Here is a 13,187-nt window from a genome sequence, read left to right on the forward strand (position 1 = left end):
AGTATGCGTATTAAAGAAAATTTCAGGAATTATCAAATATATATAGAAAGTAGTAGCCATTTACAAAAACTACTACAGCAACAAAAAGTTGATATGGTCATAACTTATGAGGATTATCCCGACGCAGCGTTTAAAAAAGTATTCACCACTTCAATTTCTGTAGGCTTATTAAAAGCGAAAGAACAGTGTAACATTGACTTTTCAAAAGAACTTTTCTTTGTTAGTAACGATAAAAAGTGCCCTTTTAGAAATATGACAATACAATTTCTAAAAGAAAACAATCTATCTCAGCATCAACTTCAACAGTTAGATTCTTATTCGCTTATTGAAGAGTTTATTGTTGAGGGAAATGGGATAGCTTTTTTACCGATTAGAAATGATAAATTAGTTCCAGTTGAAAATGTCGCGGTTGAAAAACTACCTATTAACTTCTTTACAACTCGAGACTTAGATAAAGTGATTCCAGGTGAACTATTTAATTAATAAAGAGGCTACACTTGTCGTATTTTACGGATAAATAGATATCCCTTTTCGAATCGCTAATATAACTTCATATACTATCGTACGGCCTAATAAAATAAAAAGGGATGTTACCTAGTTAATATGTTTAACTACTAGGACATCCCTTTTCATCTTGAAGACTTATTTTACACGTTCTGTTCCACCCCTGTACTCTTCTCCTTCTTACTTCTTTTAAAATTCTTCAACTTCTTAACCGTTCCAACTAATCCTTTTGGAAAAACTAATAACACGATAATGTATAATAAACCTAGAATAATCGTCCACCTTTCAAAAATCGGATACTCTGTAGCTAGTTCTGATAAATAATATTTCAGTGATTCAATAATCCCCGCTCCAGCAATAGCTCCGATTAACGTTCCAACTCCCCCAATCATTGTCATCAATAATGCATTTAACGTCATTTCAATTGAAAATACAGTTGTATTAACAAAGCGTAATGTGATGACAAATAAACCACCGCTAATCGCTGCAACTACTCCTGCAACAACACTAGCAATAATTTTATAATGAAGAACTTTATAGCCAAGTGCTTCAACTCGTTGTTCATTTTGTGAAATCGCCTTTAACACTTTCCCAATTGAAGATTTTGTGAAAAGACGTAACAAAATGAAAATACTGATTAGACATATAAATGTTATATAATAAAATGTAAAACGATCACGGAATATATCTGGTACACGAAATGTAAATCCATCTCCTCCATGAGTCAGTGAACGCCATTTTTCAGCAAGTACGAAAAACAGCTGGGAAATAGCGAGCGTTAACATTGCATAAAAATGACTTTTCAGCCGTAAAGAAAGCAAACCGATTATATAACTAACGATGGCTGATACAATAATTGCGGCTGCTATTCCTATAAAAAAGTTTGTGATAGACACCCCTTGTCGATCAAATAAAAGTGCTACCCCATACGCCCCTATACCAAAGAACATACAATGACCGAATGAAACAATACCTGTATATCCAAGGAGAACATCAAAACTCATAGCGAAAATAGCAAAGATGAAGATTTGAGTGAACAAAATTAACAAGCTCCGTGAATCATTTACGAATGGAAATACACTTAAACAAATGAGCATAAATACTCCGAAGTATACTTTAATTCGATTCGATGTGCTGTTCACCATTTCACCCCTTTTCACCAACAAGTCCCGTTGGCTTCACTATTAAGAAAAATAGTAACATTAACATATTAATTGCAAGTGATAAATCCGGTATAAAATATGCTGTAAAAGCACCAGCTAATCCAACAATTAAAGAAGCGATTGCTGAACCTTGTACGCTTCCTAATCCTCCAATTATCACTACTATAAAAGCTAAAATCGCATACTGCATACCCATCTCGGCGAAAATAACACCTGAATACGGTGCTAATAAGAAGCCTCCCAAAGCCGCCATCCCTGCTCCTAATAAAAAGACGAAAGAAAATATCGCTTTTACATTAATACCGAGCGCTTGAACCATCTCTTTATCCATTACACCTGCGCGAATCATAAGACCTATCTTTGTTTTTTTGAGCAATAATAGTAAGGCAATGTAAATGATGATCCCAATTAAAATAACGAATAGACGATATTTAATTAATATAACGCCTTCAAATGTATAACTACCTTGTAACCATAACGGTAATTTAGCACCAATTGGATTTGGCCCCCAAAATACTTTAATACATTCACTAAGTACAAGCATTCCTCCAAGCGTCACAAGAAGCTGGCGAACATGATTTCCATATACCGGTCTAATAAGGAATCTTTCTAAAATGAATCCAAGAAACATCCCCATAGCAATTGCTCCAATTAAAGCGAGTAAATAGCTTCTAGTTGTATTAAATATCCATACACCTGTAAAAGCTCCCCATGCAAATAACCCACCATGTGCGAAGTTTAGAACGCTCATTAAACCGAAAATAAGTGAAAGACCTGATGCTAATAAAAAAATGAGCATCCCTGTTGAAATCCCATTTACAAATAAATTGATTAACACATCCATCCTTCTCACCCCGGATTCATGTTAAGAGATTCCTAAATATTTGTGACACATTTCCTTATCCTCTTTTAATTCATGCATAAAACCGTTATGAACAATTCTTCCGTTATCCATAATATAAAAGTAATCACCAATTTGACTAGCCATCATAAAGTTTTGTTCAACGAGTAAAACTGTTGTTTTCTCTTTCATTTTCAAAATGGCTATCATTAATTTTTCTATCATAATGGGCGACAAGCCTTTACTCGGCTCATCAATAAGTAATAAACCATCACTATTAATAAATGCTCTTGAAATTGCTAGCATTTGCTTTTGCCCTCCGCTTAAGAGTCCGCTTTTTTTGTGCCAAAATTGCTTTAAATCTGGAAATAATTCAAGCATCCAGTCTATTTTTTCTTCCGCTTCTTCTCCCTTCCCCCTAGCAAGAGCGAATGTTTCTTCTACTGTCAGGTCGTGAAAAATACCTTGATTTTCTGGTACATACCCTATTCCTTTCCTTGAAATTAAATGTGTAGATAATCCATTTACTTGTGTACTATCATAATAAATTTCACCATGTGCGATATGGTGAAATCCCATAACCGAACGTAATGTCGTAGTCTTCCCTGCCCCATTTCTTCCAAACAGTACAGTAATCGTTCCTTTCTCAACAGTAAGAGATACCCCTTGTAAAATATGAAACTGATCTAAATACGTCTCTATATTATTCACTTGTAATAGTGCCACTATATAATCCCCCTAAATAAGCACTTTGTACACGCTCATCTTTCATCATTTCTTCGGGCAAACCTTCAGCCAATAACTCTCCATGGAATAAAACGATAAGATGGTCTGACAAACCTAGTACCATATCCATTTTGTGTTCAATAAGTACAATTGTACTCTCTGGATGTTTCTTAATATTTTCAATCACTTGTAAAATAGCCGGTACCTCCTCAACTGATATACCTGCCGTCGGCTCATCAAGTAGTAACACATCCGTTTTTAAAGCTAATAACATCGCAAGCTCTAACTTTCGTTTTTCCCCGTGCGCTAGATCTTTCGCTAATACATGTTCTTTCTCGTGAAGTAATACTGTTTTTAAGAAACGTCTCGCCTCTCCAACTTGTTGCTTAAATTTTGCCGAACTCGGAAAAAAACTATAGTAATCTTGCACAAATGATTGAACACTTAAACGAACATTTTCAAGTACCGTTAACTCTGGGAATATATTTGTAAGTTGAAAAGAACGACCAATTCCTAATCGAGTACGATCCGAAATTGATAAATTTGTAATCTCTTGTCCTTTAAAATATACTTCACCCTTTGTTGGAGAAATTTGTCCACTTAGTAAATTGAATAGCGTTGTCTTTCCTGCACCATTTGGTCCAATAATTGAAATGAGCTTTCCTTTTTGTACTGTTAAATTCACATCCTTAATAACATGATGCTCGCCAAAAGATACGCAAAGATTTTTCGTTTCTAGCAAATGTGTCACGAAATCCCTCCCTTTAAAGCTTTAAGTATGAAAGAAATACGTATAAAGAGGGTGTACTCCCTCTTTATACGAAACAACAGAAAATTCAGTCTATTTATTTTGAACTTGGGGTTCTGTCTCTTTCATCGTTAATTCTCGCTCTAATACTGGCACCGGATAATCAACACCATCTTGCTTTTTCAATGTGATAGAATAAAGTGTCTGCATCGCTTGATGATCCTTCTCTCTAAATTTCATCTTTCCTTTCGGTGTATCAAATTCCATTCCTTCCATTTTCTTAATCAATGTATCTACATCTGTATCACCTTTTGTTTTCTTTAAAGCTTCTACAATTGAAATTGCCGCTGACATTCCTCCTGCTGTAAATAAATCTGGCACCGCACCATTAAATCGTTTTTTATGTTCTTCAACTAACCAATCATTCACCTTATTTTTCGGAAGTGTGTGATAATAAACAGAAAAACCTTGCATTCCTACTAACGCATCCATCGTTTTTAATGCCGGTATATCTGGTGCACCGGTAGAAATTTTAATACCCTGCGCTTCCACATTCATATCTTTTAACTGTTTCCAAGGTGAATTCGCACCTGCCCAAACGATAAATAAATAATCTGGTTTTGAGCTAATAATATTTTGAATATTTGCAGTGAAGTCAGTCGAATTTGTATCAGCATATTGCTCGTTTACAATATTCGCACCTAATTTCTTCGCTCCAGCTTTAAATGCCGCAATTCCCTCACGGCCGTAAGCATTATCTTGTGCTAACGTTGCTATTTTTACATCTTTTTTAGCAATTGCCGCAGCACCAGCGACTGCATCTTGAGATGAATTTCTACCTGTTCTAAAAATATATTTATTCCAGTTCTTCCCGGTAATACTATCAGCTACTGCTGGTTCTACAACCATTATTTTTTCATATTCCTCTGCAAGTGGTAAAACCGCTAATGTATCACTTGAACTAGACGATCCGACTAAAAAATCGACTTTCTCTTCTTCTAATAACTTCGTAGCTTTTTTAACCGCTACATCAGCTTTCGTTTCCGTATCTTCTACAACAAACTTAATCTTCTTCCCTTCCACTTTCCCAGTTCCACCAGTTGCATAGTCTAACCCTAATTCAAATCCGTTCACTGTTTGTTTTCCATATGATTCTAATGGACCTGTTAATGAAGCAAGAACCCCTACCTTAATCGTCTTTTCATCCTCTGTACTTGTTTTCTTTCCTGAACAAGCTGCCGTTATTAATAACGAACCTAAAACACAACCAGCAGCCACCATTTTTAGCCATCTACGTTTTTTCATCGACATTGTGATCCTCCCCATACTTTACTTTCTGATAGAGTCAAACACGCCAAAGTTACCCATCCGTAATTATGACTTTTCCTTTGAATAATATAAACGAGATTGTTAGTATACATGTATCTTCTCCGATTTCCATTAAACACCTTTACAATTTCATATAAATATTTTATTCCTACCTATACCGCATTCCCAAACTATTAAACTTCTATCCTTTCTAACAAGCATTTTGAGTCTCCAATATTAATTAGCTTTCTTAAAAAATTGAATTCTTTGGAGTAAACCATCTGTAATAATGATATTCCCTTGACTATCCACATCTATTCCTTGTGGTGAGAAAAACTGCCCTGACATACCATTAAAACTTCCAAAAGACTCTAAAAAATTCCCATTTTCATTGTAAATATTCACACGATTATTAGAAGTATCTGTGACATATACCGTATTATTTATATCGATTTCAATTCCTATTGGCAAAAAAAGATCTCCTGGACCCTCTCTCCAATTTTCTAGTGGATCTAAGTTTCCAGCTCCATGATTTGTACCCCATTTTGTAAGAAAATTACCCTCATTATCAAATTTTTGAACCCTATTATTAATCCGATCAACAACATAAACATTATCTTTTGAATCAATTGCTAATTGCATAGGTTGAAAAAACTCTCCCTCTCCACTTCCTTTTCTCCCCCATTCTTTCATATATACAAAGAATGGATTAAATTTTTGAATACGATGATTTTCTGAATCAGCTATAAATATGTTTCCTTTACTATCAATAGCTATTCCAGATGGAAATTGAAAAAAAACTGGTAATACTCCAAATGAACCATATGAAGCAAGCGCTATCCCTGAATTGGTGAATTTTTGGATACGATGATTTACAGAATCAGATACATACACATTATTGTAACGATCCGTTGCAATCTGTCTTGGAACAAAAAACTGTCCTGGAAGACTTCCGAACCCAAGTGGCCCACCAGTACCAAATAAACTTCCCCACTTAGCAACAATCTTCCCAGATATATCATATTTCAAAATTCGATGATTAAAAGAATCAGATACAAAAACATTTCCATTCGTGTCTCTTTCGACATCATAAGGTCCTGCATATTGTGTATTTCCATTCCTTTCATTACCTATGGTTTTCTTCATTACCGCTGTTAGGCCTACCTCATTATATAAAAGTACACGATTATTTCCCGTATCTGTTATATAGATATTCCCTTTACCATCCGGAAAAACTTGATTAGGATAAACAAACTGAAAAAAGTTACCTACTGTATATAAAAATTGATCTTTATTTGTAAATTTCATTATCCGATTGTTATATGTATCTGCTACATATAGCGATCCAGATGTTGAGTCAAAATTTATTCCTCTTGGATGGTAGAATTGATATGGGCCTAAACCTGCAATTCCTGTTCCGATTACTCGCTGAAACTCCCCTTTTTTATCAAACACTTGAATACGATTGTTATATGTGTCTGCAATATAGACCTCGTCTTGTTTATTTATCGCAATTCCTTGTGGTAAAGCCATTTCTCCATTCGCCTTTCCATAACTCCCTATTGTTTGAATATACTGCCCATCCGGGCTATATTTTTGAATACGATGATTGTATTCATCCGTAATATAGTAATTGTTATCGCTATCTACTGCAATTTCCCTAGGAAACGAGAACTGCTCACTTCCTTTACCTTTTGTGCCCCAACTTTTAATAAATTGAAACTCCTCATTAAATTTTTGAATACGATAATTCGCTGTATCCGCAACTAAAATATTACCTTCTTTATCAACAGCAATACCAAATGGCATATTAAACTGTCCCGGACCTTCACCTAAAGTTCCTATAGCATCAACAACTTCTCCATTCTTATCTATTTTCAAAATCCTATTATTCCCCATATCAACAACATACAAAAATCCTTTTGCATCCCTTGCCATCGCCACTGGTGTCCTTAGTAACTTAGAAGTATCTAGCTCACTCCCCCATGATTTCACATATTTTACAGCAGAGGCACTTCCTACAGAAGCAAACATCCCTAGACTCACAATAACAATGAAAAAACAACATATAATTTTTTTGATAAAATCCATGCTTACTACCATCTAATCACAGTAGCTGCCCAAGTATACCCAGTACCTGCACTAACCACTACTGCAATATCTCCAGGCTGTAATTTCCCTTGCTCATTTGCAAAATGAAGACCTATACATGGGTCAAGTGCTGACATATGCCCATAATGATCTAAATATACAACTTGCTCTTCTACTAAGCCCAGCCCCTGTAACAATTCTATTAGCATAGAGCGTTTTGTATGCAGTGGTAACAATACTTTAATATCTTTAGGAGTAAATCCACTTTTTCTTAACGCCTCCCGAATAACCTTATCAAAATTAGGGGTTGAAATTGGATCTAAACGTTCTTTCATACTAATAGGATCTATTACATCAATATAATGTTGTCGATTCTCAACTGTATCATAGCTCGCAACCTGCTTCGATCCACCAGCTGGAATACGAACATCGTCATGAAATGAACCATCCGTTATAATCGCACTGCCTAATATTTCACCGTTGCTAGCTCCCTTTTTTACTAAAGCTGCACTTCCGCCATCAGCAAAATTAAACATAAAACGTGAGCGTGGATTATCATAATCTACAATTTGAGATTCTTTACATCCACCTACTAATAATATATTTTCAATTGATTTATCAGAGTAGAGCATATCCTTTGCGACTTTGAGAGCGATTGGAAAGCAAGAACTAACATTCATAATTTCAAAAGCATAAGCATTTTTCAATCCAAGTTCATGCTGAATTTTTGGGGCACTAGACCATACGTGGTAATCTTTATGTGGACTGCCAAAATAAATGACTACATCAATAGATTGAGGATCTACTTGTAATAATATTGGCTTTGCAGCAGCAATAGCTAAATCTGATGCATGCATCGTTTCGTCTGCGACATGTTTTTCATATAACCCAAACTTTTCTATAATAATATTCTCAGGAATACCTGTTTTTTTAGATAAATCTGCGGCCGTCTCTACGTCTTTTGGGAAGAAAACACCAGTTGCTTCAATCCCAATTCTCATTAGACAATTCCTCCTTCTTTTGGCACCATCATAGTCGCTACACCTGTTAACACTAAATCTCCTTTTTGGTTATGACACTCAGTTAACAATTTCAAAACTCTCTTTTCTATCATAAATTCTTGTACTGTTGCCGTAGCTGTAATCGTATCTCCTATAAAAACTGGCGCTGTAAATTTAATAGTTTGTTCCATATAAACGGAACCCTTTCCTGGTAAATGAACGCCTAACAATTGTGATAATAAACTAGAAGTTAATAAACCATGTGCGATTCTTTGATTAAATCTAGTTTGTTTTGCATACTCATGATCAATATGAATTGGATTAAAATCCCCGCTCAAACCCGCAAATAATACAAAATCCGTTTCTGTTATTGTTTTACTACATGATGCCTGTTGACCGGAACTATACATAATCATCCCTTCACCTACTTTTCAGTTGATTTGCTAACTGTGCTTTTTGAATTTTACCAGTTGCATTTTTAGGCAATTCCTCTAGAAACACAATTTCTTTTGGAACTTTATATTTGGCTAGAAATAAACGACAATGATCAATGACTTCCTTTTCAGTTAATACACTGCAACTCTTTTTCACAATAAAGGCGATTGGAATCTCTCCCCACTTTACATGTTGTGTACCAATTACTGCTACCTCACATACTTCTGATAGTTTATTAATAACTTGCTCTACTTCAAGGGGATAAATATTTTCACCACCGGAAATTATCATTTCTTTTTTTCTACCGACAATGTATACAAAACCATCTTCATCAACTTTAGCTAAATCACCAGTATGTAACCAACCATCTTGAATCGTTTCTTCTGTTGCATCTGGCCGATTCCAATACCCTTTCATTACATTTGGTCCTCTTATTAGTAACTCTCCAACTTCACCAATCTCAACTTTATTTTTGTTTTCATCAATAAGTACATAATCACAAAACAGAACAGGTTTTCCAATTGAGCCTACTTTACGTCTTGCATCTTCTTCTGAAAGCATAAATACGGTTGGTGATGTTTCAGTCATACCAAAGCCTTGACCAAATAAAAATCCTCTATCTATAAATTCTCTCATCAACTCTTCTGGACATGGTGCACCACCGTTATAAAACCAGCGAACTGATTGTAAATTTGTAGTTTCAAACTTTGCGCAATTAATTAATGCTTGGTGAATTGTAGGTACTCCCATTACAACAGTCACTTTATATTTTTCTATCATAGAAAGAGCTATGGTTGGCTCAAATTTTCTCGGAACAATGATTATTCCACCTGCAAATAAAGTTGGAAATGCGAATAAACCAATCCCACCAATATGAAATAAAGGCAATAACACAATGGAGCGGTCATGAACAGTTAGGTCAATCGCAAATGTATTATTAAGCGCATTCCAAAACATATTCTCTTGTGTAAGTACAGCTCCTTTCGGTTGTCCTGTTGTCCCCGAGGTATAACATATAATAAAGGATGCGCTTTCATTTATCTCTTCAAAGTTGTCAATTTTTCTATCTTCTATTTCTTTTAAACTTTTAATCGAAATAACCCTTTGTACATATGTTACATTCTGCATTGACAGTGCCATATTTTGAAATGTTTCCTCTACAAATAAAACTGTAGCTCCACTATCTTTTAACTGAAATATAAGTTCATTTTCTGTTAACCGTATATTCAGTGGAACAGCAATACATTCTACCTTTGCTATAGCAAATAAAAGTACAATATATTCCAAGCTATTTTGTGATAAAATAGCTATCCTCTCTCCTTTTTGCACATTTAAGTCGTAAATTAAATATGCTGCTACTTTACTTACATACTCGTGTAACTGTTTATATGTCATTTCCTCCTCTTCTGTAATAATGGCAATGCGATCTGGATGTAAATAGGCCCGTTTTTCAATCCAATAAGCAATGCCTTGCATATTTTCCCCACTCCCTTATCTCTTTCTCAATCCTTCAAATATTAATGACATCGCTGCTTCAAATACATCTTCCGGAACATCTTTCTCTTCCCAATAGCCCCATCGCATTCCTAAAAATTGACCAATTGACATAAGACAATACGCAATTGTTTCTTTATCAAGTTGTTTAAATTCTCCCGCTTCCATGCCAGCCGATAAACTTTTTAAAAATCCATTTGCGAGCTTTGCATAATACCATCTATATAAATTATCATCAACAACTACCGCCTGTTGTACAATGTTATATAGATTAGGACGATCTTTCACCCATCGAAAAAAGGCCTGAAAGCCTCTTCTTTGTGCCTCTTCATAACTTGATATCCCCTTCATTTCTTCTTTAATAATTAAGCGTAACTCACGGTTCAATCTGCGAATCAATTCATCAAATATATCTTTTTTAGATGGAAAGTAATTATAGAAAGTTCCGTGCGCTACCGTTGCTTCTTGTGTAATATTCACGATAGAAGCTTCGTAATATCCTTTATTACCAAATACCTCTTCTGCAGCACACAATAATTTCTCTCTCGTTTCTAACCCTTTTGTTGTTAGGTTTTTTACATCCATTATTATTTTTTCTGACACCTGAATCACCTCTTAGATTTGATTATAAATATATTTCTGAATTTTTCAATTATTTTCATTAGACAAAATCCGCAAGCGTTTTTCTACATACAAAAAAGGACTAACTTATTTTGAAGTTAGTCCTTTAATCTTAATTAGAATTAAGTTCTACTTTCTCTAACCCCTCAACCAATTGCTTCTTATCTAATCCTTCCCCTATTACTACCAAATTTGTCGGGAAACCGAAGTCTTGTTCCAGTAAGGTTGGTACGCCAAATGAATATTGGAATAAGTGAGGGTATTTATCTCCATGGAATTTCACAAATCCTTTTACGCGATAAATACTATCTGGTAAATTCGAAAGCCATTCGTATAATTTATCTTGATCAATCGATTTCGTAAATTGATACGTCATCGTTTGTATATGTAAATGCTGTTTGACATGTAGTGTCTCATGTTCTCCATCTCTCACAAATTCAGCTTCTTCTATATCTTTTAAAGATATATTACAATACTTTGTTTCAAACAATTTCGCATGATTATTTATTGCCTTTACGTCTTCAAGTACTTTGTTCTTATCCGAATCTGTTAATAAATCTGATTTATTAATAAGAATATGACTTCCATATTTCATTTGCTCATGTAATAGCTGTTGTACATTTGCACTTAATATACTTCGGTTTAACCATCTTACTGCATCTAATACGACTACTATAGATTTCACTTCAAGGAAAGGAGCTAAAATTGGTGATACACATGCATCTAACACTTCAATTGGATGTGCGACACCTGTTGTTTCTATATAAATTACATCTGGTCTTTCTTGTTGATATAAAGAATGTAATTGAATTTCAAGCTCTTCTTTTAACGTACAACAAATACATCCTTTCAGCAGTTCCCTTAACACATTCTCTTTTCCAATAATATCTGTATCTACCGAGTATTCACCGATTTCATTCATCAAAACTGCAACTTTTCGATTTTTCTTCTTTTCTGCTAATAATAAATTTTGCAGCAATGTTGATTTTCCGCTACCTAAAAAACCACCTAATATATGAATTTCTACTTTACTCATTCGACCGACCATCCATTTCTCTACTTCAAATTTCTTCAAAGCGTAATTATTACGATTTATATTTATCATTTTATTAAAAGAATACCTATTTGTAAACAAAACTGCTAGATTATCGTTTCATTTTCCATTCACTTCATGAGCAACTCTAATTCCAGACTCGATTGCTCCTTGCATCCATCCATGTGTTAATGTCGTATGTTCTCCTGCAAAGTGCACTCTACCCGCTGGCGGCGTAATATATGGAAACAATTCAAGCTCTTGCCCTGGTTCAAAAGCTGTAAATGCTCCGCAAGAATACGGATTTTGACTCCAGCTAAAAGATTCTCCCGCAACATACTCACTATAAACCACATTTCCATATATTTGCGCTAAATTTTTCAACGCATAACGAATACGTTCTCTATTCGAGAGACTATCCCACGTTAACGCCTCATCTGCCCACGTATAACTCACTAAAACGATAGCCGCCCCTGGTGTATGAATGCCGTAGCTCGGATAATATGTAAAGCGGATAGGTAAATCTGTAATTGACTTACCACCATATTGTCCTGCTCTTTCCCAAAATCTACTTTTAAACTCTATCGCAATTTTAGTTGAAGCAATATAATTTAATTCACGAATTGCCCGCCTTTTATAATAAGAGAATAAATGATATGGCTGAACTTCTACAAATCGCAAAGCTGAAAATGGAATTGTGACAATAGCGATGTCACCAGTTACTATAAATGAATTTAACGTTTGTTCATGTGTTACTTGCATCATTACTTTATTATCTTCCTGTATAATTTTTTCTACTTTATACGGCATAAAAATATTATCCTTTAGCTCTGGTAAAAATGAATTTGGTAATGCATCCATCCCGCCCGTTATCTCATAATATTTCGTCGTTGAAGTGAAAAAGATCATTTCGCGTAATACTTCAATTAAAGACATTCCCATGTATGCTTCCATATCAAGAAGTACTCCGATCATATCTATTGCCCCATCTGAATAATACTCGGTTAAAAATGAACCGAGCGAATATGTTTTATACTTTTTTTCAACAATAATCCAGTTTTTATCCGGATCTTTCTTAATATAATTAAGTATCGGTTCCAATACCCCTAACATTAACCCTTCTGCTGTTTTCCCTCTTTCTTTATCTAAAACTGGATATCCAAGTACACTTGGATCCTTTTCAAACACATCCAATCTCGTTCTTTTGTTATTCGTATAAATT

The 13,187-nt window shown here is 34.8% G+C and carries 13 protein-coding genes; 1 reads left to right on the forward strand and 12 read right to left on the reverse strand.

The features are described from left to right. A partial coding sequence (locus AB3X49_RS10640; RefSeq protein ID WP_483298776.1) for a type 2 periplasmic-binding domain-containing protein occupies positions 1-483 on the forward strand: 483 nt, incomplete at its 5' end. Positions 484-647: 164 nt separating this feature from the next. On the opposite strand, the gene AB3X49_RS10645 is transcribed toward AB3X49_RS10640, so the two are convergent. The 12 genes from AB3X49_RS10645 to AB3X49_RS10700 all read right to left on the reverse strand — a co-directional run. Next, positions 648-1,601 carry a branched-chain amino acid ABC transporter permease gene (locus AB3X49_RS10645; RefSeq protein WP_002126891.1) on the reverse strand — a complete coding sequence of 318 codons (954 nt, stop codon included), beginning with the start codon at positions 1,599-1,601 and terminating at the stop codon, positions 648-650. 49 nt (positions 1,602-1,650) lie between these two features. Then, a complete protein-coding gene (locus AB3X49_RS10650; protein WP_367961938.1) occupies positions 1,651-2,511 on the reverse strand; it encodes a branched-chain amino acid ABC transporter permease in 861 nt (286 codons plus the stop codon). Positions 2,512-2,532: 21 nt separating this feature from the next. Next, complete coding sequence (locus AB3X49_RS10655) at positions 2,533-3,234, reverse strand: branched-chain amino acid ABC transporter ATP-binding protein (RefSeq protein ID WP_001196706.1); 702 nt, start codon at positions 3,232-3,234, stop codon at positions 2,533-2,535. Further along, positions 3,212-3,985, reverse strand: coding sequence for an ABC transporter ATP-binding protein (locus tag AB3X49_RS10660; protein ID WP_000149306.1), 774 nt, complete (start codon positions 3,983-3,985; stop codon positions 3,212-3,214). Before AB3X49_RS10660 ends, AB3X49_RS10655 begins: the two co-directional genes overlap by 23 nt. A 90-nt stretch (positions 3,986-4,075) precedes the next feature. Then, positions 4,076-5,293: a substrate-binding domain-containing protein gene (locus AB3X49_RS10665; protein ID WP_367961941.1), complete on the reverse strand. Its 1,218-nt coding sequence runs from the start codon at positions 5,291-5,293 to the stop codon at positions 4,076-4,078. 234 nt (positions 5,294-5,527) lie between these two features. After that, positions 5,528-7,324, reverse strand: a complete 1,797-nt coding sequence (locus tag AB3X49_RS10670; RefSeq protein ID WP_367961952.1) for a 6-bladed beta-propeller — start codon at positions 7,322-7,324, stop codon at positions 5,528-5,530. 62 nt (positions 7,325-7,386) lie between these two features. Continuing rightward, entirely contained in the window at positions 7,387-8,382 is a 996-nt protein-coding gene (locus AB3X49_RS10675) for a 3-oxoacyl-ACP synthase (RefSeq protein WP_001219349.1), read from the reverse strand. After that, positions 8,382-8,798: a MaoC family dehydratase gene (locus AB3X49_RS10680; protein WP_002012316.1), complete on the reverse strand. Its 417-nt coding sequence runs from the start codon at positions 8,796-8,798 to the stop codon at positions 8,382-8,384. Before AB3X49_RS10680 ends, AB3X49_RS10675 begins: the two co-directional genes overlap by 1 nt. 4 nt (positions 8,799-8,802) lie before the next feature. Continuing rightward, the gene (locus tag AB3X49_RS10685; RefSeq protein ID WP_367961945.1) at positions 8,803-10,293 is read right to left on the reverse strand and encodes an o-succinylbenzoate--CoA ligase; all 1,491 of its coding nucleotides are present in this window, start codon (positions 10,291-10,293) and stop codon (positions 8,803-8,805) included. Between the two features lie 15 nt (positions 10,294-10,308). Continuing rightward, positions 10,309-10,914, reverse strand: coding sequence for a TetR/AcrR family transcriptional regulator (locus AB3X49_RS10690; protein WP_001290796.1), 606 nt, complete (start codon positions 10,912-10,914; stop codon positions 10,309-10,311). Positions 10,915-11,044: 130 nt separating this feature from the next. After that, complete coding sequence (locus tag AB3X49_RS10695; protein ID WP_041868035.1) at positions 11,045-11,968, reverse strand: CobW family GTP-binding protein; 924 nt, start codon at positions 11,966-11,968, stop codon at positions 11,045-11,047. A gap of 117 nt (positions 11,969-12,085) precedes the next feature. After that, positions 12,086-13,187 (reverse strand): flavin monoamine oxidase family protein (locus AB3X49_RS10700; RefSeq protein WP_367961949.1); only part of this gene is annotated, 1,102 nt, incomplete at its 5' end.

The sequence above is a fragment of the Bacillus sp. C30 genome, assembly GCF_040838255.1.
GTDB classification, from domain to species: Bacteria; Bacillota; Bacilli; order Bacillales; family Bacillaceae_G; genus Bacillus_A; species Bacillus_A mycoides.